The sequence below is a fragment of the Pseudarthrobacter sp. As-47 genome (assembly GCF_058215595.1).
In genome coordinates, this window is record NZ_CM177088.1 from 690,352 (window position 1) to 713,341 (window position 22,990).

Sequence of the window (22,990 nt, forward strand, 5' to 3'; positions counted from 1 at the left end):
AGACTAGCACCGGACGCGTTGGCTTTATAGGCTTCCTGGATGGACCCCGACGCACTCCGGAAAGTTTGCCTCTCATTCCCGGGCGCCTACGAGGATTACCCCTTCGGGCCGGAGACCGCTGTCTTCAAGGTGCGCGCCTCCAGTGCCGGCGGTTCCCCGACCCAGGGAAAGGTCTTTGCCTTGTCGTCGATGAGCCCGGACGGCTACGTGAACCTCAAGTGCGAGCCGGGCCTTGCGGTACAGCTCCGTGCCGCGCATCCTGAAATCACGGGGGCCTGGCACATGAACAAAACCCACTGGAACGGTGTGCGGCTGGATGGGGCGCTGCCTGACGACATGGTCAGGGACATGGTGGAGGACTCCTACGACCTTGTGGTGGCAGGCCTGAGCCGGAGGCAGCAGGAGCAGCTGGGATGGGCCCGGCTGAGCGGAGCGGCTGGTACGGAACGTGGCTGAGAAAAGGCCAGCCCGGGGCGGGCTCAACTATCCCGGGATCGGCAGCACCCAGCGCGGCACCGCCCCTGCGGGCTACCCGGAGGTCCTGGAGGAAGCCTTCCTGGGTTGCGGGATGGCGGTGTACCAGCGGGTAGCCGCCGGCATCCTGGGCTGGGAACTGCAGCGTCGGGCGGGGCTCCGCGTCCGTGCCGATTCACCCGTTGCGGCACCGGGGGTGCGGGTGGTCAGCGGCTTCGGTGCCGGGCCTTTCCGGCTGAACGCACCATGCCAGGTGGTGTGGGTTAGGAAACCTGCGCAGGAGCGGATTCCGCAGTCAGCCGGATTTGGCTACGGAACGTTGCCCGGGCATCCCGCCCGGGGCGAGGAATCCTTCGAAGTGGAGATCAACGGGCGCGGGGAGGTGTTCCTGCGGATCCGGGCCTTCAGCAAACCAGCCAACTGGTTCTACGCTGCCGGCGGACTGGTCACCCGTGCTGCACAGCGCCACGTGACGTCCCGGTACATTGAAGGGGCACGCACTCTCGCCTCGGAAGGAATGCCCCCGTGATCTTCATTGTCGTCAAGTTCAAGGTCAAGCCCGACTGGTCGGAGCGCTGGCTCGACCTGGTGGCCGGCTTTACCCAGGCCACGCGGCAGGAACCGGGAAACCTGTGGTTCGACTGGTCCCGCAGCGTGGACGACCCCAACGAGTTCGTCCTGGTGGAAGCTTTCAAGGACGACGCCGCCGGCGACCACGTCCACAGCCCCCACTTCAAGCAGGCCATGGCAGACATGCCGCAGGCCCTGGCAGAAACCCCCAGGATCATCAGCCGCCAGCTCGACGGCGAAGGCTGGGACCGGATGGGCGAACTCACCATCTGAGCCCATCGACTGCTCCCCACCGGCTCCCGGCCTTCGCAAGCTCAGGCCGGGGCCCTCGCCGGCGTGGGCCCACGTACCTGGCGTTTTGGCCCTCCTAAACGGCATTTAGGGAGCAGTCGATAGCATGAGGGCATGTGGATCGGCTGGATCGAATTCGACATCCTCCTGGGCGACGTCCAAAGCCTCAAGGAAAAGCGCTCCGTCATCAGGCCGCTGCTCGCAGAGATCAGGCGGCGCTTCGATGTCTCCGTCGCCGAGGTGGGGGACCACGACCAGTACCGGCGTTCGCAGGTGGGCGCCGGGCTGGTGGCGGCCGACCGCGCCCACCTCATTGAGGTGCTGGACGCCGTCGAACGCTTTGTGGCAGCCCGGCCGGAGTTCGAACTGCTCAGTGCGCGGCAGCGTGACCACCACAGCGAGGACTGATACCACGGCCACACCCATCGATTGCTGGGTAATTGTCGTTTTCAGGCGCCAAAACGGCACCTGCTCAGCAATCGATGGGGGATGTGGATAACTTCTGCGTGTTCCGGTCCATTCTGGTGTCATGGACCGATGAAGACCCCTCGCCCCCTGCCGGAGGAGCTCCGCGGCCGCCCTTTCACCCTCGTGGATGCCTCGCTGGCCGGAGTGTCCTCACGCCGCTGGCGGCACAGTTCGATGGAGCGTTTCGGCCGGGGCATCCGGATGGAAAGCGCGACGGCGGCACTCCCCTTGAGCGTCCGGGTGCGGCCTTTCATCGAAGTCAACGGGCGATGCGCCGCATCGCATGCCACCGCCGCGGAGCTCCATGGCCTGCCGCAGCGGCGGCAGAACGAAGGGCTCGAGGCCTACCACCTCATCCGCCCCGAAGGCGCGGCGCATCTGGCGCGCCCGCACGTCATTGTCCACCGGATGAAGCTCTTTGAGGACGAGGTGATGATGGTGGACGGACTCCCCGTCACCACCCCTGCGCGCACCTGGCTGGACATGGTGGAGATGTTGGACTCCGCAAGGCCAAAGAAGCCATTGAGCTCATCCGGGCGGGCTCGGATTCGCCCCAGGAAACCCTGCTTCGGCTGGCGCTGATCCGGGCAGGCATGCCCGAACCTGAGCTGAACGTCGCCATCACCGACAACACCGGCCAACGGCACCATGAACCGGATCTGAGCTACCGCACATACCGGATCGGGATCGAATACGAGGGTGAACACCACGGCGAGGAAGGACAGATCGTGCGGGACATTGCCCGCTCGGAGCGCTACACAGCCCTGGGATGGACTGAAATCAGGATCTCCAAGCGCCACATGATGGACGACGGGAAACAGGCCGTCTCCAAGGTCCGCACAGCGCTGGTGCAGGCCGGCTGGCGACCGGGTCGTTAAGCATCGATTGCTCCCCACCGGCTCCCGGCCTTCGCAAGCTCAGGCCGGGTCCCTCGCCGGTGTGGGCCCCCGTACCTGCCGTTCTGAGGGTTCAAAACGACAGGTACGGAGCAATCGATGGGTGGGGTGCCTAGCCGAAGTACTTTGGCAGGGTCCCTTCGTGGGCTTCGCGGAGGGCGTCCAGGGACAGGGACTCCACGCCGTTGATCTCCAGGGTGCCGCTGGCCGCATCCACCACACCGATACGCGTGTGGGCGAAGCCGCGGGCGGTGCACATGTCCGTGAAGCGGACTTCCTCCGAACGGGGAACCCCAACAACGGCGCGGCCCTGGGATTCAGAGAACAGCGCCGTGAACAGGTCCACACCGTCGCGGTCCAGGACGTCCTGCAGGGCAATCCGGGCGCCGACGCCGTAGCGCAGCGAGGACTCCACCAGGGCTGCCGCAAGGCCGCCTTCGGACAGGTCGTGGGCCGAGTCGATCATGCCGTCGCGTGATGCGTTGATCAGGATCTCGCCCAGCGCGCGTTCGGCCTCAAGGTCAACCTTGGGCGGCTGCCCGCCCAGGTGGCCGCGCATGTTCGCCCACTCGGAGCCGTCCAGCTCGGCGCCCGTGGTGCCCAGCAGGTAAATGGCCTGGCCGTCTTCACGCCAGCCCGACGGCGTACGGCGGGCAACGTCGTCGAGCTTGCCCAGGACCGCCACCACGGGGGAGGGGTGGATGGGCGTGGTGCCCGTCTGGTTGTACAGGGAGACGTTGCCGCCGGTGACCGGGATGCCCAGCACCATGCAGGCGTCGGACAGGCCGCGGATGGCCTCGGCGAGCTGCCACATGACGTCCGGGTCCTCGGGGGAACCGAAGTTCAGGCAGTCGCTGACGGCCATGGGTACGGCACCCGCGGTGGCGACGTTGCGGTACGCCTCGGCGAGGGCCAGCTGCGCGCCGTGGTACGGGTCGAGGTAGGTGTAGCGGCCGTTGGCGTCGGTGGCCAGGGCCACGCCCAGGCCGGTTTCCTCGTCGACGCGGACCACGCCGGCGTCATCGGGGAAGGCCATGGCGGTGTTGCCGCCCACGTAACGGTCGTACTGGTTGGTGATCCAGTCCTTGGAGCACATGTTCGGCGATGCCACGAGCTCGGTGACGGCCTTGGCCAGTTCTGCGGGGGCAGCGGGCCGGCCGGCGTCCTGGACAGAGCCGGTGAAGGTGTCAGCCTGCACGCGGTCCTGCCACTCGGGGCGGGCGTACGGGCGGTCGTAGACCGGTCCGTCGTGTGCCACGGTGCGGGGGTCGACGTCGACGATCACCTCGCCTTCCCAGGTGATGATGAGGCGGCCGGTATCGGTCACTTCGCCGAGCCAGGAGTACTCCACGGCCCACTTGTCCATGACAGCCTCGAACGCTTCCACGTTCTCCGGGGTCACCACGGCCATCATGCGTTCCTGCGACTCGGACATCAGGATCTCGCCCGGGGTCAGGGTGGGGTCGCGGAGCAGGACGGAGGTCAGCTCAACCTGCATGCCGCCGTCGCCGTTGGAGGCCAGCTCGGACGTGGCGCAGGAGATACCTGCAGCGCCGAGGTCCTGGATGCCTTCAACGAGGGAACCCTTGAACAGTTCAAGGCAGCATTCGATGAGGACCTTCTCGGCGAAGGGGTCGCCCACCTGTACCGCGGGGCGCTTGGACGGCTTGGTGTCGTCGAAGGACTCGGAGGCCAGCACGGAGGCGCCGCCGATCCCGTCGCCGCCGGTGCGGGCACCGAACAGGACCACCTTGTTGCCCTTGCCGGAGGCGTTGGCCAGGCGGATGTCCTCGTGCCGCATGACGCCGACTGCCAGTGCGTTCACCAGCGGGTTGCCCTGGTAGACGGAGTCGAAGACCATTTCGCCGCCGATGTTGGGCAGGCCCAGGGAGTTGCCGTACCCGCCGATGCCTGCGACGGCGCCGTGCATGACGCGTGCAGTGTCCGGGTGGTCGATGGCGCCGAAGCGCAGCGGGTCCATCACGGCAACGGGGCGGGCGCCCATGGAGATGATGTCGCGGACAATGCCGCCGATGCCGGTGGCCGCGCCCTGGTAGGGCTCAACGAACGACGGCGAGTTGTGCGACTCGATCTTGAAGGTCACGGCCCAGCCGTCCCCAAGGTTGGTCACGCCGGCGTTTTCGCCGATGCCCACCAGCATGTCCTTCTTCATTTCCTCCGTGACCTTCTGGCCGAACTGGCGCAGGTGGTTCTTGGAGGACTTGTAGGAGCAGTGCTCGCTCCACATCACGGAGTACATTGCCAGCTCGGCGCCGGTGGGGCGGCGGCCCAGGACCTTGACGACCTCGTCGAACTCATTCTGCTTCAGGCCCAGTTCGGCCCAGGGGAGCTCGACGTCCGGGGTCTTGGCCGCGTTTTCGACCGTGTCGATGTTGAACTTCTTGGTGGTTTCCGTGGTCATTTGGCGCCTCCCACAATCTTGTTCAGGACGGAGGTGAAGAAACCGAGGCCGTCGGTGTCGGACCCGCCGATACCCGTCTCACGGGACACAACAGTCTCGGGGCCGAAGCCAACTTCCACCGCGTGCTCGGGGTGCGGCATGAGGCCCACCACGTTGCCGGCGGAGTTGGAAATGCCGGCGATGTCCCGGCGGGAGCCGTTCGGGTTGAAGCCAACGTAGCGGAACACCACGCGGCCCTCGGCCTCAAGGGCGTCCAGGGTCTTGTCGTCGGCGATGTACTGGCCGTCCTGGTTCTTCAGCGGGATGGTGATCTCCTGGCCCGCTTCGTAGTCCAGGGTCCAGGCGGTGTTGCTGTTCTCGACGCGCAGGACCTGGTCGCGGCACATGAACTTCAGGTGGTCGTTCTTGATCATCGAGCCGGGCAGCAGGTGCGACTCGGTGAGGATCTGGAAGCCGTTGCAGATACCGAGCACCGGCAGCTTGGCGTCGGAGTTGGCGGCGTCGATGATCCTGGACATCAGCGGCGCGAAGCGGGCGATGGCGCCGGCGCGGAGGTAGTCACCGTAAGAGAAACCGCCGGGAATAACGACGGCGTCCACGTCACCGAGTTCGGTGTCGGCGTGCCAGAGTTCGACGGCGGTGCCGCCGGCGAGGCGGACGGCGCGGGCGGCGTCGCGGTCATCAAGGGTGCCGGGGAACGTGACGACGCCGATCCGGGCGCCGGCGAGCCTGCTGGCCACTGCAGCGTCGCCGGGGGCGTCTCCGATCAGGGGGAGTTCAGTCATGTCAGGCCTCGACGACCTCGACGTTGACGACGTCCTCGATCACGGGGTTGGACAGGAGGGTTTCAGCGGCGTCGCGGGCCTGGGCCAGGATTTCCTCGGTCACCTCGCCGTCGACCGTCAGTTCGAAACGCTTGCCCTGGCGGACAGAGCTGAAGCTGGTGAAGCCCAGGCGGGGGAGAGCGCCGACGATCGCCTTCCCCTGCGGGTCCAGAATCTCGGGCTTGGGCATGACGTCAACAACGATCCGGGGCATCCGGTAACTCCTGTGCGTGAGCTTGGGTAAGGGCGCAGCGGAGTGGTGCCGTCTCACGCCGTTCCGGGTCCGGGGCACGTTGTGTTAGACAGTGACGTCAGGCCGTGAGTTCAGACAATGAGGACGGGCGCTCCGCGAGCTTGCTCGTCCATTCTACCGGCCGAAGGGCCACAGCCTGTATTCGGCCGGTTGCGGCAGGAAGACGGCGGACAGCCTGCCTGCCGGACGGGTGGCGGCGGCGGTTTCCGGCCCCCGTGCTGTGGAGTTGGACGGGCGGCATCACTAGGATTGTTGGATGGCTGAAAATTCGAAATCCGTGCTGTTGCCCGTGGTCGCCGCAGCAGTGTTTGCAGGGCTGGGCCGGATGGTGTTCCAGAAGATTAAGGCCGACCGTTTTGCCCGGGAGAACCGGGTGGCGGGGCCGGTGGATGAGAAGACCCGGCAGTGGATCAGCGACGTGGTCCGTACGCCGCGCCAGTAGCGGCGGAGCGTATTCCGCTGGGTTCAAGGGCGACCTTCAGGGCGCCCTTTTTTCGTGCCCTTTCCCCCTGCGGCAGGAATCCGGCGGGCGGGCGTATGACTGGCGGAAATTTCAGTTTTGTGTCCTATGTCATATTCAGCTATCAGTCTGTACTCTGTGATCGGCTGGTCTCACGAAATGACAAGATCTGTAACTTCGCGTGCCATGCCGTGTCGTTTCGGGCCCCCAACCATGGCTGGGCCGGTACATCGTGAAAGGTTTGCACGTGAGATCTACTGGAAAGAGCCCCATGCGGGGCGGGGGATTCCGGAAGGCAGCGGCGCTTGCCGTGGGCTTGCCGCTACTCCTCACCTCGATGGCCATCACTCCCGCCACCGCGGCGCCGGCCGGGCAGGACAACGCAGTAACAGCCAAGGAGAATGCACCCGCCGACTTCAAGGACGGACGCTACATCGTTGTCCTGGCAGGCGCCGCAGCGGCCGCGTATGAGGGGGAGACGCCCGGACTTGGTGCAACCAAGCCCGAGAAGGGGCGGAAGCTGGACGCAGGCGGACCCAACTACCGGGCCTACGACGCACACCTCCGGAAGCAGCAGCGGGAGGTCGCTGCCAGCCAGGGGGTAACCCCGGGAAAGCAGTTCACCGCTGCCCTCAATGGTTTCACGGCAGAACTGACCGCCGCCCAGGCCATGGAGCTGTCCAAAGACGACCGCGTGCTGGTTGTGGCCCCGGACGTGGAGAACGCCCCGGACTACACCACCACCGACTTCCTCAAGCTGACCGGCCCCGATGGGGCCTGGGCAACCCAGTTCGGCGGCGAAGCGAACGCCGGCAAGGGAGTGGTTGTGGGCGTCATCGACTCCGGCTACGCCCCGGACAACCCCTTCCTGCAGGGGGAACCGGTCCAGCCGCTGACCGGACCTGCCCAGGTGGGCGTGCCCTACCGCACTGCTGAGGGCCGGATCGCCATGCTCAAGGCTGACGGCACCACCTTCGAAGGAGAATGCCAGAAAGGCGAGGGGACGGGAGCCTCCTTCGACGGCTCCCTGTGCAACTCCAAGGTCGTCGGGGCCAGGTACTTCGCCGACACCTTCATGCAGTACGTAGCCCCGGAGAACCGGGCGCCCGAGGAACTCATCTCGCCGGTCGACGTCGGAAGCCACGGAACCCATACCGCCACCACGGCCGCCGGCAACGCCAACGTGGAACAGGTGATCGACGGCGCAAGCTTCGGCAAGAGCTCCGGCGTTGCCCCCGCAGCCAAGGTCTCGGTGTACAAAGTCTGCTGGGAAGACACCAACCCTGACACCGGCGGCTGCTACTCCTCCGCCTCCGTCGAGGCAGTGGAAGCCGCCATCAAGGACGGCGTGGACGTCCTGAACTACTCCATCTCGGGCAATAACAACAACACCACCGACCCCGTGGCCCTGGCGTTCCTCAACGCCGCCGCCGCAGGCGTCTTCGTCTCCGCTTCAGCCGGCAACTCCGGTCCCACGGCGTCCACCGTCAACCACGCCTCGCCGTGGCTGACCACGGTCGCCGCGTCGACGTTCCCCAGCGACCTGCTGGGCACCGTCAAGGTCTCGGACGGATCGCTGTACCGCGGAGCCTCCATCATGAAGTCGGAAGTGGCTGATAAGCCCGTGATTGTTGCGGCGTCAGCGGCAGCGGCCGGGGTGGCCAACGCCAACCTTTGCGGCCCCGGCAGCCTGGATGCGGCCAAGGTGGCAGGCAAGGTTGTTGTCTGCGACCGCGGCGTGGTGGACAGGACTGCCAAGAGCCAGGAGGTGCAGGACAAGGGGGGCGTGGGCATGATCCTGGTGAACCTCACCAGCAGCTCCGAAGATGCCGATAACCACGTGCTGCCCACCGTCCACGTCAACGCGCCCAAGAGCCTTGAACTGAAATCAAAGCTGGAGGCAAACCCCGCGTTGACAGTCAGCCTGGTCAAGGGCGACCCCACGGGCCTGCCGCCGGCGCCTGCGCCCCAGATCGCCGGTTTCTCCTCCCGCGGACCCACCCTCGCCGCCGGCGGCGACCTGCTGAAGCCGGACATTGCGGCTCCGGGCGTGAACGTCCTGGCGGGCGTCTCCACCATCGGTAACGACGGCGACCAGTTCGGCTTCATGTCAGGCACCTCCATGGCTGCCCCGCACATCGCAGGGTTTGGCGCTCTGGTGCTCAGCAAGCAGCCCACCTGGTCTCCCGCCACGGTCAAGTCGGCCATGATGACCACCGCCTACCCGCTGGTCAACGCCGATGGTTCGCCGAACGCTGATCCCTTCCAGGGCGGCGCAGGCCACATCGACTCAACCCGCGTCCTGGATCCGGGCCTTGTCTACAACTCGGGCATCAAGGATTGGCTCGGCTACCTCAATGGGCAGGGCGTGGACACCGGCGCACCGCAGGCCGGCACCATCGCCGCCCGGGACCTGAACCTGCCGTCCGTTGCGCTCGGCAGCCTGGTGGGGGAAGTGCAGGTCAAGCGCCAGCTGACCGCGCTCGTTCCGGGTATGTACCGGCCGGAGGTCAACATGCCCGGCTTCGACATCCAGGTGGAGCCGAAATCGCTGAACTTCGCCAAGGCAGGACAGACCCGCGAGGTCACCCTGACCATCAGGAACGCCAGCGCTCCGGTGGGCAAGTTCAGCACGGGCACCCTTACCTGGAAAGGCCCCCGCACGGTCAGCTCGCCCATCGCCATCCGGCCCGTTGATGCACAGATCGCTCCGTCCTTCTCCTTCAGCTCGGCCACGGGCAGCGGGAGCGGCACGATGGAACTGGTGTCAGGTTCGGACAACCCCATCAACGTGGGCGTGGAGGGCCTGGCACCCCTGAGCCAGACCGCCATCACCAAGACACCCGGTGAATACGCTCCCCGAAACGACGACCACAACGCGCTCCTCCGGGTGACGGTACCGCAAGGAGCATCCTTCGCCCGGCTCGGTGTCCAGGCGCAATCGGACGACGTCGACTGGGACATGGTGGTCTACGCACCCAATGGCTCGGGTGGACTGACAGCCACCCAGGTGGCGACGGCTTCCGCCAGTGAGTTCCTGGACCTGGAGTCTCCGCGCGCGGGAACGTACTACCTCGCAGTCAACCTGTACTCCACTCCGGACAACGGACCGGCCAGCGCCTCCGTCCAGGCCGTTACCTTCGCGGGTGACGCCGGCAACCTCACTGTGGAACCGAACCCGATCGTGGCTCCCAACGGAACTGCCACCTCGGCCACTGTGTCCTGGACGGGCCTCTCCGAAGGTGCCTACCTGTCCCGGCTCAGCCTGGGCGGCAACGGCATCAGGACCTGGGTCAACGTCCAGGTGGGCGCTGCGCCTGTTGCCCCTGCCGGGGCTCCGCAGGTGGCGTTCGCAGACGCCGTACCAGCGGTGTAGCGGCCCGACGCTAGAGAAGAAGACAGGATCCCGGGCGTTCAACCGCCCGGGATCCTGTCTTTTGTTTATCCGGCTTTAGCAGGGCCCTTAGGCTCCGCCCGCGCTCCCAAGCAACGCCGCCATGGCATTCCAGCGCGAGATTTCGCAGCCATCCGTGCGCGTGAACACAGAATCAACGGTGCGCCCATGAAAGATGCCCGTGACCACGGCTACCTGGGGCCCGCCGTACTGCTGGGTGCACAGCAGGGGTGGGCCGGGCTTGGGAAAGAAGATGCCCTCGCCGTACTTTTCCACCGCTGCCAGGGCCGCATCAGGGTCCGGCAGGGTGGTGGCCGGCTGGGCGCGGCCGCCGTCGGCCACCAGCCGGAAGACATGTTCGACGGCGGCAGGATCTTCCCGGAGCCTGACGGTCAGGTCGATCACGCCGGAACCGTCCTGGACAGTGCCTCCAGTTCCACGGCCAGCTTCTCCCGGAGCGCAGCCGCTTCCGCAGCGAAGGAGCGCTGGTGCTCCACATACTCGGCCTTGCCCTGCGGCGTCTCGATGGGAATTGCGGGGTAGCCCCACTCCGCAAGATCGTAAGGGGAAGCCTGCATGTCCATGGCGCGGATCCGCCAGGACAACTCAAAACAGTCCATCACCAGCTCGCTGGGCAGGGCCGGCAGCAGCTTGTACGCCCACTTGTACAGATCCATGTTGGCGTGGAGGCAGCCGGGCTGTTCGAGGTGGCGCTGGGTCTCGCGGCTCGGCGCCAACTCATTCAGCGGGACGGCGTCCGGAGTGTAGAAGCGGAACGCGTCGAAGTGGGTGCAGCGGATCCGGTTGTCCTCCACCACCTTGTCCGTGCCGGCCGGCCCCAACCGCAGCTGCAGGTACTCGTGGCGCAGGTCGAACCTGTCCTGGTGGTACACCATGGCCCATTCGTGCAGCCCGAAGCAGCCGAACTGGGCGGGGCGTGCTGCGGTTCCGCGCAGGATGACGCCCGCAAAGGCGATTGCCTCGCTGCGGTCGGCAAGAAAGGCGTCCCGGTCAAAGGTGACCGCGGTACTGCCTTCCGGCAGCCCCAGGAAGGCAAGCTCGCCGTCGTCGAGCCGGCGGTAGTGCTTCCAGCCAAGGTGCCCAGCCGCTTCCCGGCCCAGCAGGACGTGCCCTGCGCCGGGGTGCCAGCGGCGCAGCTGGCCGGGTTTCTGGGTGTAGTAGGTGAAGAGGAAGTCTTCCACCGGGTGCTTTTTGCCTGCCGACCTGCGGGCCAGGTAGGGGTCCGCGTAGCGGCTGACGCGCAGTTGGTGTGCCTTCTCCAGCGCCTGCCATTCGTCCGCCGCGAGGAGCCTAGGCTCCACCGGCAACACCAAGGACATCCCTTGCAGCATCCCAGCTGCCGATCTCACAGCCATTGGTGCGCGAGAAGGCAGTGTCTACGGGGACACCGTCCACAACTCCCGTCACGGTGGCTTTCTGGGGGCCGCCCCACTGCTGCGTGCAGGCCTGCGCGGTTCCCGGGACGCTGGGGCTCAGCAGCCCCGCGTTTTCTTTCAAGGCGGAGCAGGCTGCATCCGCGGCGGGATGCACGCTCTCGGCAGCGGGGACTCCGTCTGTGCACACCAGGGTGTAGCTGGTCTCGGGTTCTCCCTCTGCGGTGGTCACGATGATGGACAGTTCGGCATTGCCCCGCCCGGGTCCGGAAGGCGCCGCTGAAGGTACCGGGGCGGGGGCGGGGACGGAGGTCTCAGTGTCGGCGGACGGGCTGGCGGATGGGCTCTCCGACGCGGTGGCGGAGGCCGTGGGAGTTGCGGAAGGTTCGCCGGAAGGGCTGCCGCCCCCCTGGTCCGGGGAGCACGCCGGGAGCAGCGTTGCTGCCAGCAGCAGGGCGAGCGCCGTTTTCCTCATGGACCGTGGCCTGTCCGTCATCCCCTTATTCTACTGCCGGTTCTGGTTCTGTCTCCTGGCCGGAGGTAGCCGCAATCAGCCCCATCATGGAGGTGTGCAGTTCCGTGACCTGGGCTCGGGTCAATCCCAGGCGTTCCATCATTGTTCCCGGGACCTTGAGGGCCTCCTGGCGCAGCGCGGCGCCCTTCGTGGTCAGTTCGACGGCGAGGGCGCGCTCGTTGCCGTCCACCCGCCGTCGCGTGATCAGTCCCGCAGCCTCAAGCCGGCGGAGCAGGGGTGAGATGGTGGCCGGTTCCTGGGCAAGGGCGTCGCTGATGTTCCGGACAGTGCGCGGACTCGCCTCCCACAGGCAGAGCATCACCAGGTACTGCGGGTGGGTCAGGTTCAGCCTTTCGAGGACGGGCTTGTAGGCGCCCACAACGCTGCGCGCAGCCACCGTCAGGGCGAAGCACAACTGGTGCTCCAGGAGCAGGTCCTCGTCCTGCCCCGGTTCGGTGCCGGTCACCGTCTCCATAGCTCCTCCAATTGTTAGTGCACTAACTGTTAGCGTACACTTCCAGTAGCAATCATGTCAGGTAAGGAGCCGGGTTCATGGGCAAGGGCAACTCTGAAGGCAAGGAAAACGCGTCGCAGCGTTTCATGCGGGCCACAGGAAGGCTGCGGGCCATCTTTGGTCCGGCCAACCGTTCATCCCTTGTCCACGACATGACGGAGGAAAACCGGAGGCTGCTGGCCCAGCGTGAGGCGGAGACCCAGCAGTGGGAGACCGTCACCAGGCCCGATGGCAGCACCTACGTTGTACCCAGGAACCCGGAAGACAAGTCACTCCGCTGAGCGTGCCAATTTGGGGTCCGGGCGGGAGCCTTTTCCGGTCCGCAGGCATAAAATATGGGCACTGGCTCCAGCATGGAGGCATGGACTCTTTCCCCCGGATAGTCGGGAAGGGGGTGGAAACAGTGGCACATGTAGTCAACAGGTTCATGGGCCTGACCGACAGGCTCCGGTTCTTCTTTGGGCCGGCCGCGCGGCTGGACCCCGATACGCCGGTGGTGCACAGGCACGATGCCTTCGAACAGGCCTCGGAAGAGGAACTCTCGCACTTTGTTGTGGAGACCGATGCTGCCGGCCATCACTACGCCGTACGCCGCGAAGACCTCGAGAAGCAGGGCTGAACCGGTCCCGGTCGCTCCGGCCACCCCCGACAGCAGGACATAAAAAAGCCGGGCCCCTTTCCGAATCGACGGAAAAAGGGGCCCGGCTTTTCGTTGCCGGCTAGCGGCCGGTGCCGCCGTACACGGTGGCTTCGCTTTCGCTGTCCAGGTCAAAGGCCTTGTGGATGACACGGACAGCCTCATCCAGCAGGTCCGCGTGCGTCACCACGGAGATGCGGATCTCGGAGGTGGAGATCATGTTGATGTTGATGCCGGCGTCGGACAGCGCTTTGAAGAACGTTGCTGACACGCCCGGGTGGGAGCGCATGCCCGCCCCGATCAGGGACAGCTTGCCGATCTGCTCGTTGTACTCGATGCTCTCGAACCCGATCTGGTCCTGCGCGGCATGAAGGGCTGCCAGCGCGTCGGCGCCCTCCACGATGGGAAGCGTGAAGGAAATGTCCGTCCGCCCCGTGCCATGGGTGGAGACGTTCTGCACGATCATGTCGATGTTCGAGTGGGCGTCGGCGATGACCTGGAAGATCGCTGCGGCCTTGCCGGGGATGTCCGGAACGCCAACAACGGTGACCTTGGCTTCGGAACGGTCGTGCGCAACGCCGGAGATGATTGGCTGCTCCAAGGCAACTCCCTCTTGTGTGGTGATCTTGTCTTCGGCGCTGGGGATGACCCACGTGCCTTCGTGCTGGCTGAATGAGGAACGGACGTGCAGGGGGACGCCGAACCTGCGGGCGTACTCCACGCAGCGCAGGTGCAGGATCTTGGCTCCGGACGCCGCGAGCTCGAGCATTTCCTCGCTGGAAATCCGCTCGATCTTCTGGGCGGAGGGAACAACGCGGGGATCAGCCGTGTAAATGCCGTCCACGTCCGTGTAGATCTCGCAGACGTCCGCTTCCAGTGCGGCAGCCAGGGCCACGGCAGTGGTGTCTGAACCGCCCCGGCCCAGGGTGGTGATCTCGTTGGTGGCCCGGCTCATGCCCTGGAAGCCGGCCACGATTGCGATGTTGCCCTTGTCCAGGGCGGTGCGGATCCGGTGGGGGTCGACGTCGATGATCCGGGCCTTGCCGTGGATGCCATCGGTGATCATGCCGGCCTGGGAACCGGTGAAGGACTGGGCGGAGGCACCCAGTTTGTTGATGGCCATGGCCAGAAGTGCCATGGAGATGCGCTCACCCGCGGACAGCAGCATGTCCATCTCGCGGGCCGGCGCGGAATCCGTCACCTGCCCGGCAAGGTCGAGGAGCTCGTCAGTGGTATCACCCATGGCCGAGACGACCACCACAACTTCGTTGCCGGCAATCTGTGCGTCCACCACGCGTTTGGCTACCCGCTTGATGCCGTCCGCGTCCGCTACGGAGGATCCGCCGAACTTCTGCACGATGAGCTGCTTTGTCACCGCACGGCCGGCGGGCGGCTCCTGCTGCTGCGTTGCGTTGTGCACTTCGGTAGTGGGCGTACTCATGCGCGTACCTTCACTGAATCAATTGGAGTCCGGCCAGACAGCCGTAACGCTGTGCTGGCCCTGACGCTGGGAACTAACGCCATCCATGGCGCGACTTCTTTTCCCAGTTTATCGCCGCCCGCAGCCCGGGGTTGAATTGTGACCATTTTCAGGCCCGCGATGCGCCGTTGCGGGGCGTGTTTGCTTGCGACAGGTGCAGCCAGGAGTCCCCTGGCAGGGCGCCGGAACCTGTTGTGTTGTGGTGTGCCGGTTTGTTGCGCCGTGCCAGGTGGCGCCCGGTCAGGTCAGGGCGTTGCGGCGGCCCTCGAAGGCGCGTCCCAGGGTGACCTCGTCCGCGTATTCCAGGTCTCCGCCCACCGGAAGCCCGGAGGCGAGGCGGGTCACCGTGATCCCGATCGTCTTCAGCATGCGTGCCAGGTACGTGGCGGTGGCCTCACCCTCAAGATTGGGGTCCGTGGCGATGATGACTTCCTGGATGGCGCCGTCGTTAAGCCGGGTCAGCAGCTCGCGGATCCGGAGCTGTTCTGGTCCCACGCCCGCGATGGGATTGATGGCGCCGCCCAGCACGTGGTAGCGGCCCCGGAACGACCGTGTCCGCTCCACGGCCAGAACATCCTTCGATTCCTCGACCACGCAGATCACGGCCGGATCCCGGCGGGGATCCCGGCAAATATTGCAGAGTTCCTGCTCGGTGACGTTGCCGCAGACCGAGCAGAATTTGACCCGTTCCTTGACAGTGGTGATCGCCTCAACCAGCCGCTTCATGTCCTGCGGATCCGCCTCGAGAATGTGGAACGCGAGCCGTTGGGCGGACTTGGGGCCCACCCCCGGAAGGCGTCCGAGCTCGTCGATCAGCTCCTGGACAGCACCTTCGTACACGTTTCCCTCTTCAGCTTGGTGTGGTTTGCGGGTAAAGCCATGACTTGCAGGTGCGCCCCCGGCATGCCGGGACCGCGGTCAGTACCGCGGCGCGATGGGGCTTCCGTCCGGGGAACGCTCCTCAATCAGCTTCCCGCCCAGAATACGCTCCACGGCGGCACGTCCGAACACTCCCGACTCTTCGATCGTCTCATCGTCGGCGCTGGGGATGTCCTGGACGTAGGTGGCGGCGGCTGCCACCGCCCTGGCCGGAGCCTTGGCCCGCCCGGCCTCTGCTTCGGGGCTGTTGGACAGGCGCTGGTACAGGCTCTGCCGTGCTTCTGCTGCGGCAGCAGACGACGCCTGCGGAGACTTTGCCGGGGCCGCCTTCGCCGGAGCGGCAGGCGCAGCAGCAGCCGTCACCGAAGCCGCCGGGGCAACCGGCGCCGGGGACGATACTGCCGGCGACGGTGCTGCTGGAGATGCTGCTGCCGGGGCATGAGTGGCGTGTGCCGGCGTGGCAGCAGCGGGGGAAGCTGATGCCATGGCGTACTCGGGCGCGCGCACGTCCTCCGGTGATGAAGGCGCCTGTCCGTAACGGCCGGCTCCGGGTTGTCCGCTGCCGGCAGACGGGGCAGGTGCCAGGCCCCAGTCGGGTTCAGGACTGGAGCCGGCCTGAGTGACCGGGATGGAGGGCGGCACCTGGGCGGCAGCTGGTTCGTAGTGCGGCGTCGGAGCAGGCGGGTTTGCTGCCTCTTCGGGCCCATCCGCTGAGGCACTCCTGCCCACGTTGCTTTCCTCGCCGACCACCCAGACACCGGGTGCCTGTTCGACTGCGCGGGTCCAGGGATCGTGGGGACTTCCGGAGGCCGACGCCGGATCAGCGCCAGGCCGGCCATTGCCCTGGGCGGTGGTGCCGGAAGCGGAACCCGCCGGAGCGGAACCGACCACTGAGGAACCGGACCTGCTTGGAACACCACCCGTACCCGTACTGCCTGGTACCGCACTGCCTGATGCTGCACTGCCTGATACCGCACTGCCTGAACCGGTGCTGTTCGAAGTGGTGCCGGCCGTTGCCGGCGGCCGGGAGTGGGCAGAAGGGTCCCAGTCCATGGGAGGTTCTTCGTCCAGCGGGGGAGCGTCCTCGTCCCTGGCCGGTCCCCAGTCGTCATCAGAATATGAGTAGTCGCCTGCCGGGGCAGCCGCAACGGGAGCCGGGGAGGCATGTGCAGGGGTGGGGACGCGTCCGGGCGCCTGCCCGGGGGCGGACCCGGCACCGCCCTCCGCAAACGGGCTGGCAGGGTTGGCCGAGACGGCCGCCTGATCCGCAGCGGGCTCCGGTGTGGCGGCCCCGGTACGGCCGGCGTTGTCCCTTGCAGCCGCGCCTTCCGTGCGCTGTTGTGCGTCCCGCCCAGGGGTGTGCAGGGCCGCACTGTCCGCGCCGTCCCGACCCGGCAATCCGCCCTGCTGGTTCCCACCACTGGCGCGGCCAGGGGTGCCGGGCTGCTGGACTGAGTCGTCGGGTGACGATGACGGCGCGGGGGCCAGGCCCCACGCGACGTCAGCCGACGTTGCCTGGGCCACCCGGGTGGCGGGCACTTTTGGGTTTGGGTCAGAGCTCGCCTGCGCGCCGCCACCGGCCGACGCAGTGATCTGGCAGTCGATGCCCACGGTTTTGTGGATGGCCTGCCGCAAATTGTCTGAATGGTCTGCCCGGCCGAAGGCGCCGGCAAGCCCGGGCGTGGTGAAGGCGAGGGTCAGGAGGTGGCCGTCGAACGCGGCAACCTGCGCGTTGGGTTCGACGAGCGCCCATGTGCTGCGCTTGATTTTGGACAGCGTTTGCAGGACATCCGGCCAGGCACGGCGCAGGACCTCAACATCGCCCATGGATCCAGCCGCCGCGGCAGCCGCCGGGGCAGGCCTATCCTGCTGGGCAGGGGAGGGCTGTGGCGTGGAAACCGGCGCCGGCCGGTCCGCCGGCTCCTGCCTTGTACCCTGTACCGGGCCCGGGGCTGCCCCGGAAGGGCCACCCTGTGCCTGGCCGGGAGCAGCGGACGCCGGCTCCGCCGTGGCGGGGCGGGGCACGTCGCCGCCGCGGCCGGCGGGAGGGGTGGATGAGGACCTGTTCGCCGCCGGATCCTCTACGGGCCAGTCATCGGTGCTGACGCGCGGTGCGGTCAGCGGGCCGCGGGGTGCACCAGCAGGGGAGGAAACATCCTCTGCCCGGCTGGCAGCATGCGTTGCCGGAGCGGCTGGTGCTGCCGACGCCGGCGGTGCTGCCGACGCCGAATCAGGAGCCGGCGCGGAAGGCGAAGCCGCCGGCGCGGCCGCAGGCGTGCTCGAAGCCCCCGATACTGCAGGCGATTGCGGGGCGCCAGGAGCCGCAGCAGCAGGAACAGCTTGGCCGCCGCCAGAAACCGCCGGCGCCGCCGGGGCGGCAGGAACAGCTTGCCCGCCGCCAGAAACCGCCGGCGCTGCCGGAGCCGCAGGAACTGCAGCCCGGGCGGGGGCCGGAAGCGCCCCCGCTTGAGGCGCAGGGGAAACATCCGCCGCGGTGCGGGGCGCACCTGGGGCGGCGGGAGCGCCGACGTCGTTCCCGGCGTAGTTCAGCCGGCGTTCCACACGGTCTATCCGGGCGGCCATGCCGCGCTCGTTCTGCTCGGAGCTGGGCAGCAGGATCCTGGCGCACAGCAGCTCAAGGTGCAGCCGCGGGGAGGTGGCGCCGGTCATCTCGGTCAGCGCCGTGTTGGTGACATCTGCTGCCCGCGACAGCTCGGCCGCGCCCAGGTTGTGGGCCTGGTTCTTCAGCCGGGCAATCTGGTCCGCGGGCATGCCGCGAAGTATGGTCTGGGCGCTTTCGGGCATGGCCTGGACAATGATGAGGTCGCGGAAGCGCTCCAGGAGGTCCTCCACGAACCGGCGGGGATCGTGGCCGGTTTGGATGACCCGGTCTACGGCCCGGAAAACGGTGGCGGCGTCGGAAGCGGCCACGGCTTCAACCACGTCATCGAGCAGCGAAGCGTGGGTGTAGCCCAGGAGGGCGACCGCGAGTTCGTAGTCCAGGCCGTTCGGGCCTGCACCCGCCATCAGCTGGTCCAGGACGGAAAGTGAGTCGCGGACGGAACCGCCGCCGGCGCGGATCACCAGTGACAGGACGCCCGGGGCCACCGGAACGTTCTCCTGGTTACACAGCAGCTCAAGGTAGGCCATCAGCGGCTCCGGCGGCACAAGCCGGAAGGGGTAGTGGTGCGTGCGGGAGCGGATGGTCCCGATGACCTTGTCCGGTTCCGTGGTGGCGAAGATGAACTTGATGTGTTCCGGTGGTTCTTCAACGATCTTCAGCAGGGCGTTGAAGCCGGCTGACGTGACCATGTGGGCCTCGTCGATGATGAAGATCTTGTAGCGGTCACGCACCGGGGCGTAGGTGGCGCGCTCGCGGAGGTCCCGGGCATCGTCCACACCACCGTGGCTTGCGGCGTCGATCTCGATGACGTCCAGGGAGCCTGAGCCGCCGCGGGCCAGCTCAACGCAGCTGGGGCACGTGCCGCAGGGGGTGTCCGTGGGGCCCTGGGCGCAGTTGAGGCAGCGCGCCAGGATCCGTGCGGACGTGGTTTTGCCGCAGCCCCTTGGCCCCGAGAAAAGGTAGGCGTGGTTGACCCGGTTTTTCCGCAAAGCGGTCATCAACGGCTCGGTGACATGTTCCTGCCCGATAACGTCTGCAAAGGAGTCCGGACGGTACCTGCGGTAGAGGGCGGTAGTAACTGTCACAGAGAAAACCCTACCAATCCGGGCCGACATCCTGCCGCCCTGTGGGGGAATAGTAAAGACCCCCCATGCACCCGCCAGAGCCCATTTACCCTTGCTACCTTCCGGTCCTGGGGGAGTTCAACAGGATGACGCCACATGAGGGGCCGTCAGACACTTTACCCGAACTTGCTGCCCGACTCGAATCGGCCGTCCGTCCGGCGCCAGCCTTCCACCGGCCAGCTCATGAAGGCAGGCTCCTCATACGGATGCGTTGCCCGCACGGCGGCGATGACCCCTTCCAACAGAGGCACTTCAACCACGCATTCGATCCTGTCCTCGGCGGCTTCTTCCGGCATGCCAACCCGTCCCAGGTACGGCTCCGCGCCGTCCAGGGGAGTAAAGCGGCCTGTCCCTGCCGTGACGAAGGAACAGTGCGAGTACTTGCCGATCCTGCCTGCTCCGGCATCGCCGATGGCCGCGAGGAGCGCCTCAGTGTGAGTACGGGGGACGTAAACCACCAGTGCATGCAGCTCGTTCATGGCTTTATCCTGCCGGAACCGGGCGGGGGTGGTGGACGAAAATCGTTGCTTATCCCGCCGGTGCCCTTGATCATGGGTATATACACCGATTGGGGCAATCTCAAGGTTGTGAGCTGCGTGGCCTGGCTGAACGGGGCCGGACCCGGCAGCTCAACGGTGTCCGGGGAATGGACGCGTTGGGGGCGTCCATTTCGTGGTTAAAATCGTCCGGGCCGGCGTGAGCACGGCCGGTCGGGAGTCCTCCGTCCAGACCTTACGGCCGTGCAGCCGGGGGTCAATTGGGCGATGCGGAAAAGATCAGGTAATCTAGTATCTGCTTTTGATTCAGAAGCAGCTGGAGAATTCGCCTAGCGGCCTATGGCGCACGCCTGGAACGCGTGTTGGGTTAACGCCCTCGGGGGTTCAAATCCCCCATTCTCCGCCGGTTAAGAACCCGGCTCCGGCATCTGCCGGGGCCGGGTTCTTTCGTTTGTCAGAGTTGCGGACGCCGGTCACGCGTCTGCGCCCGGCACGCCCAGCTTGCTAAGTCGTTCCCTGGCGGCGAGTTCGCTGGGGCCCATGCGTCCCAACGCCAGGCGTACGACGCCGAGAACCAGCTTGGTAGCGAGCCTCACCGGCAGCGTCACAGGACCCAGCCGTGGTACAGCCAGTCCGAGCATCTGGCGGTACCTTGGCTCCAGGCTGTACACCGCACCGGCAAACAGGATCCGATAGCCCGGCCGGAGCACCCGGTTCAACGGCGGGTTCCGGATGAACTCCACCGTCTCCGCCACCCGGGCGTCGACGCGAAGCTCACCGCTCTGGTACCAGCGGTCCAGTTGCCTGTGCATGTCCGCTTCGCTCAGCGGCGGGTCCTCCACTCCCATCAGCCGCCCCGCCTGTGCCCACTCCCGGACATAGGCGTCGGGGCCGCCGGGTATGGCGCCGCCCCAGATTTTGTGGGCTGTCAGGAACGCGTCCGTGAACGCAAGGTGGATCCAGCCGGCCAGTTCCGGGTCGTTCGCACTGTAGCCGCGCTGCGTTCCGAGGTTGTCGCTGTAACTGCCCTGGACGGCCTCGTGCAGCCGGCGCACCCGGCGTGAGGCATTCTCCGCGGCTTCGGTGGAACCGTAGGTCACGGTGAAAATCCAGCGTATCGTGTTGGCCAGCCTGCCCAGCGGATCCTCGCGGAAGTTTGAATGTTCGTGGACGCCCGCAAGCGCGCCGGGGTGAAGGGCCTGCATTAACAGTGTGCGGATCCCGGCCACAATGGGCGACATGGAACCATGCACCGCCCACACCGCCGAACCGGGCAGGTGGTAGCCAGGGTCGTCCCCATTCGCGAGATCGAGCTGCCACTGCGGAACTCCGTCGGAGCCGTTACTGAACGTGTGGACAAGGCGTTTCTTGATAGGACTCAGGATGTTCTTCATTGTGCACGCCCTCCTGCGGCATACCCCGCTTTGGGCTAATCGTAAGCACAACCCGGGCTCTCGAGGTGCCTGCCCGGACAACCTGGTTTCAGCCACCGGACAGCGGGCAACCACAAAAAAACCGCAGTGTCCCGCTGCAGGGTTCCCAGGGTCCCCGCCCGTATGTTCCCATGGGAGATACCGTCATGACAGGGGCGGCCAGCCACGTCCTGGAGTCAGTCTCATGGGCAATCACGCGGTATCCGGGAAGGACGCCACAGGCCCCAAAAGTTTGTGCCTGCCCGCTGTGCGTGCCGTGGCGGCCAGCGGGGTGCTGGCCATGGCCGTCTGGGCGGTGAACCCCTCCGGCAGTGCACCTGAAGCGGGGACCTTGACGGCCTCCGTTATCCGTCCCGGCGCAGGCATGGGTGCCGTGGGGATTCCGGCTGGTTCCAGTACCGGCACCAGTTCAGACCGGCACGGCAGCAGGGAGTCGGGCGCACCGACGCTGGACGGCCTCGTTGCCGGGCCCCTGACCGCGGCCATCCTGAGCGACCCCCAGGTGGAGATCGCCTTTCCCCGTCCGCTGGTGAGTGGCCACGGGGAGGAGACCCCGTCTGCCCTCGCCGTGGAGCTGACAGCGGTGGGCAGGCCGCCGGCGGGGTATCTGATGGCTCCCCTCAAGCAGCTGGCTCCGTCGTCGCCCTTCGGTTTCCGAGTCAGTCCGTTGTCCGGAGCAGCAGGCGATTTCCACCTCGGCCAGGACTATGCGGCTCCCTGCGGCACCCAGGTCCATGCGGCTGACGCGGGAGAGGTCCGCGCGGCGGGCTGGCATCCCTGGGGCGGCGGCAACCGGGTCGAGATTGACCACGGCAACGGGCTGATCACCACGTACAACCACCTGGAGTCCATCGTCGTCCGCAGCGGGGATTCCGTCAGCGCCGGGCAGGCCATTGCGCGGGTGGGCTCCACCGGATGGTCGACGGGATGCCACCTGCACTTCGAAACGATCCTCGACGGGCACCACGTGAGCCCACAGAAGTGGCGCCTGATCGCGCTCAGGCCCTTCGGCGGTGGACCTGCTGACCTGCGGTCCTACCTGCCGGGCACTGACGCTCCGTCCACCGGGCCCATACGCTGGACCATCCCGGTGGGCCAGGGCAGCGAGCCTCCGCCGGCTCCCCGCTGGGTCAAAGCGACGACGACGACGGCCGGGTCTCCGTCTTCGCCAGCGTCCTGGCTGTCGACTCTGAGGCCCGCGGACTCCCGAACGCCGTCACCGACTGCATGGGCCGGGTATGGCACGCCGACGCCATCCGCGACGGAGACTGGGACTGGTACGCCGTCGCCGTCCCCGACGGAGACCGGGACTGGTACGCCGTCGCCGTCCCCGACGGAGACTGGGTCAGGTACGCCGTCGCCGACGGAGACTGGGTCAGGTACGCCGTCGCCGTCGCCGACGGAGACTGGGACTGGCACGCCGTCGCCGTCGCCGACGGAGACTGGGACTGGCACGCCGACACCGACGCCGACGGATCCGGGAACGGGAACACCGACACCGGTTGAGCCCGTGCCGGTTGAGCCCGCGCCGGTCGAGCCGGCACCCGTCGAGCCTGCACCCGTGCCCATTGAGCCGGCACCCATCGAGCCTGCACCCGTGCCCATTGAGCCGGCACCCGTCGAGCCGGCACCCGTGCCGGTTGAGCCTGTACCGGTCGAGCCCGCACCCACGCCGGTTCAGCCCGCACCGGTCGAGCCCGCACCCACGCCGGTTGAGCCCGTACCGGTCGAACCCGCGCCGGCACCCACAGCGACTTTTTCCGTCGAACCGGTTCCGGCACCGAGTGAGACCACCGAACCGGTGCCGCTGCCAACCGGCACGACCGCGACCCCGGAGCCCTAG

General features: G+C 66.9%; 23 protein-coding genes, 1 tRNA gene and 1 other RNA gene. 12 read left to right on the forward strand and 13 right to left on the reverse strand.

What is annotated here, in order from left to right; translation table 11 throughout:
- Nucleotides 1-39 precede the first annotated feature (39 nt).
- From AC4BCK_RS03330 to AC4BCK_RS03355, 6 genes are all read left to right on the forward strand, one after another.
- Nucleotides 40-456 carry an MmcQ/YjbR family DNA-binding protein gene (locus AC4BCK_RS03330; RefSeq protein ID WP_174180954.1) on the forward strand — a complete coding sequence of 139 codons (417 nt, stop codon included), beginning with the start codon at nt 40-42 and terminating at the stop codon, nt 454-456.
- Nucleotides 449-1,003 (forward strand): DUF1990 domain-containing protein, encoded by a 555-nt coding sequence (locus AC4BCK_RS03335; protein ID WP_400600759.1) that lies wholly within the window; start codon nt 449-451, stop codon nt 1,001-1,003. The genes AC4BCK_RS03330 and AC4BCK_RS03335 overlap by 8 nt, the downstream gene beginning before the upstream one ends.
- On the forward strand, nt 1,000-1,317 hold the full coding sequence (locus AC4BCK_RS03340) for a putative quinol monooxygenase (RefSeq protein WP_472530997.1): 318 nt from the start codon (nt 1,000-1,002) through the stop codon (nt 1,315-1,317). The genes AC4BCK_RS03335 and AC4BCK_RS03340 overlap by 4 nt, the downstream gene beginning before the upstream one ends.
- A 132-nt stretch (nt 1,318-1,449) precedes the next feature.
- Complete coding sequence (locus AC4BCK_RS03345; RefSeq protein ID WP_400585615.1) at nt 1,450-1,743, forward strand: DUF503 domain-containing protein; 294 nt, start codon at nt 1,450-1,452, stop codon at nt 1,741-1,743.
- A 129-nt stretch (nt 1,744-1,872) separates the two neighbouring features.
- Complete coding sequence (locus AC4BCK_RS03350) at nt 1,873-2,385, forward strand: type IV toxin-antitoxin system AbiEi family antitoxin (protein WP_363939134.1); 513 nt, start codon at nt 1,873-1,875, stop codon at nt 2,383-2,385.
- An 11-nt stretch (nt 2,386-2,396) separates the two neighbouring features.
- Entirely contained in the window at nt 2,397-2,681 is a 285-nt protein-coding gene (locus AC4BCK_RS03355; RefSeq protein WP_246256456.1) for a hypothetical protein, read from the forward strand.
- Nucleotides 2,682-2,811: 130 nt separating this feature from the next.
- On the opposite strand, the gene purL is transcribed toward AC4BCK_RS03355, so the two are convergent.
- The 3 genes from purL to purS are packed head-to-tail and all read right to left on the reverse strand — an operon-like array spanning nt 2,812 to nt 6,159.
- Nucleotides 2,812-5,121, reverse strand: coding sequence for a phosphoribosylformylglycinamidine synthase subunit PurL (purL, locus tag AC4BCK_RS03360; RefSeq protein WP_363939137.1), 2,310 nt, complete (start codon nt 5,119-5,121; stop codon nt 2,812-2,814).
- Nucleotides 5,118-5,906: a phosphoribosylformylglycinamidine synthase subunit PurQ gene (purQ, locus tag AC4BCK_RS03365; protein WP_400592459.1), complete on the reverse strand. Its 789-nt coding sequence runs from the start codon at nt 5,904-5,906 to the stop codon at nt 5,118-5,120. The genes purL and purQ overlap by 4 nt, the downstream gene beginning before the upstream one ends.
- Nucleotide 5,907: 1 nt before the next feature.
- Nucleotides 5,908-6,159 carry a phosphoribosylformylglycinamidine synthase subunit PurS gene (purS, locus tag AC4BCK_RS03370; RefSeq protein ID WP_015935902.1) on the reverse strand — a complete coding sequence of 84 codons (252 nt, stop codon included), beginning with the start codon at nt 6,157-6,159 and terminating at the stop codon, nt 5,908-5,910.
- Nucleotides 6,160-6,454: 295 nt separating this feature from the next.
- Here purS and AC4BCK_RS03375 point away from each other — a divergent pair, with 295 nt between their 5' ends.
- Nucleotides 6,455-6,640, forward strand: coding sequence for a hypothetical protein (locus AC4BCK_RS03375; RefSeq protein ID WP_174180966.1), 186 nt, complete (start codon nt 6,455-6,457; stop codon nt 6,638-6,640).
- Between the two features lie 289 nt (nt 6,641-6,929).
- Complete coding sequence (locus AC4BCK_RS03380; protein ID WP_490566892.1) at nt 6,930-10,034, forward strand: S8 family serine peptidase; 3,105 nt, start codon at nt 6,930-6,932, stop codon at nt 10,032-10,034.
- A gap of 87 nt (nt 10,035-10,121) precedes the next feature.
- Here AC4BCK_RS03380 and AC4BCK_RS03385 read toward each other — a convergent pair whose 3' ends face one another.
- Genes AC4BCK_RS03385 through AC4BCK_RS03400 form a run of 4 tightly spaced genes read right to left on the reverse strand, consistent with a single transcriptional unit; the run spans nt 10,122 to nt 12,435 of the window.
- On the reverse strand, nt 10,122-10,457 hold the full coding sequence (locus AC4BCK_RS03385) for a serine protease inhibitor (protein ID WP_490566574.1): 336 nt from the start codon (nt 10,455-10,457) through the stop codon (nt 10,122-10,124).
- On the reverse strand, nt 10,454-11,392 hold the full coding sequence (locus AC4BCK_RS03390) for a 3-methyladenine DNA glycosylase (RefSeq protein ID WP_310111712.1): 939 nt from the start codon (nt 11,390-11,392) through the stop codon (nt 10,454-10,456). The genes AC4BCK_RS03385 and AC4BCK_RS03390 overlap by 4 nt, the downstream gene beginning before the upstream one ends.
- Entirely contained in the window at nt 11,364-11,942 is a 579-nt protein-coding gene (locus AC4BCK_RS03395) for an SSI family serine proteinase inhibitor (protein WP_310111708.1), read from the reverse strand. Before AC4BCK_RS03395 ends, AC4BCK_RS03390 begins: the two co-directional genes overlap by 29 nt.
- Nucleotides 11,943-11,946: 4 nt before the next feature.
- Nucleotides 11,947-12,435: a MarR family winged helix-turn-helix transcriptional regulator gene (locus tag AC4BCK_RS03400; RefSeq protein ID WP_363956469.1), complete on the reverse strand. Its 489-nt coding sequence runs from the start codon at nt 12,433-12,435 to the stop codon at nt 11,947-11,949.
- Nucleotides 12,436-12,512: 77 nt separating this feature from the next.
- Here AC4BCK_RS03400 and AC4BCK_RS03405 point away from each other — a divergent pair, with 77 nt between their 5' ends.
- Together AC4BCK_RS03405 and AC4BCK_RS03410 are read left to right on the forward strand one after the other, a co-directional pair.
- On the forward strand, nt 12,513-12,755 hold the full coding sequence (locus AC4BCK_RS03405) for a hypothetical protein (RefSeq protein ID WP_066273642.1): 243 nt from the start codon (nt 12,513-12,515) through the stop codon (nt 12,753-12,755).
- A gap of 122 nt (nt 12,756-12,877) precedes the next feature.
- Complete coding sequence (locus AC4BCK_RS03410; RefSeq protein WP_174180972.1) at nt 12,878-13,093, forward strand: hypothetical protein; 216 nt, start codon at nt 12,878-12,880, stop codon at nt 13,091-13,093.
- A 100-nt stretch (nt 13,094-13,193) separates the two neighbouring features.
- Here AC4BCK_RS03410 and AC4BCK_RS03415 read toward each other — a convergent pair whose 3' ends face one another.
- From AC4BCK_RS03415 to AC4BCK_RS03435, 5 genes are all read right to left on the reverse strand, one after another.
- Entirely contained in the window at nt 13,194-14,552 is a 1,359-nt protein-coding gene (locus AC4BCK_RS03415; protein WP_066273644.1) for an aspartate kinase, read from the reverse strand.
- 279 nt (nt 14,553-14,831) lie between these two features.
- On the reverse strand, nt 14,832-15,431 hold the full coding sequence (gene recR / locus AC4BCK_RS03420; protein ID WP_066273645.1) for a recombination mediator RecR: 600 nt from the start codon (nt 15,429-15,431) through the stop codon (nt 14,832-14,834).
- A gap of 78 nt (nt 15,432-15,509) precedes the next feature.
- Nucleotides 15,510-19,208: a DNA polymerase III subunit gamma and tau gene (locus AC4BCK_RS03425; protein ID WP_400592454.1), complete on the reverse strand. Its 3,699-nt coding sequence runs from the start codon at nt 19,206-19,208 to the stop codon at nt 15,510-15,512.
- A 21-nt stretch (nt 19,209-19,229) separates the two neighbouring features.
- Nucleotides 19,230-19,326: signal recognition particle sRNA small type (gene ffs, locus AC4BCK_RS03430), an RNA gene on the reverse strand.
- A gap of 7 nt (nt 19,327-19,333) precedes the next feature.
- On the reverse strand, nt 19,334-19,696 hold the full coding sequence (locus tag AC4BCK_RS03435) for a YqfO family protein (RefSeq protein WP_400634842.1): 363 nt from the start codon (nt 19,694-19,696) through the stop codon (nt 19,334-19,336).
- Between the two features lie 336 nt (nt 19,697-20,032).
- On the opposite strand from AC4BCK_RS03435, the gene AC4BCK_RS03440 reads away from it, so the two are divergent.
- A tRNA-Ser gene (locus AC4BCK_RS03440) sits at nt 20,033-20,117 on the forward strand.
- A gap of 70 nt (nt 20,118-20,187) precedes the next feature.
- Here the strand turns inward: AC4BCK_RS03440 and AC4BCK_RS03445 are convergent.
- Complete coding sequence (locus AC4BCK_RS03445) at nt 20,188-21,108, reverse strand: oxygenase MpaB family protein (protein ID WP_366285494.1); 921 nt, start codon at nt 21,106-21,108, stop codon at nt 20,188-20,190.
- 223 nt (nt 21,109-21,331) lie between these two features.
- Here AC4BCK_RS03445 and AC4BCK_RS03450 point away from each other — a divergent pair, with 223 nt between their 5' ends.
- A complete protein-coding gene (locus AC4BCK_RS03450) occupies nt 21,332-22,990 on the forward strand; it encodes a M23 family metallopeptidase (RefSeq protein WP_490566575.1) in 1,659 nt (552 codons plus the stop codon).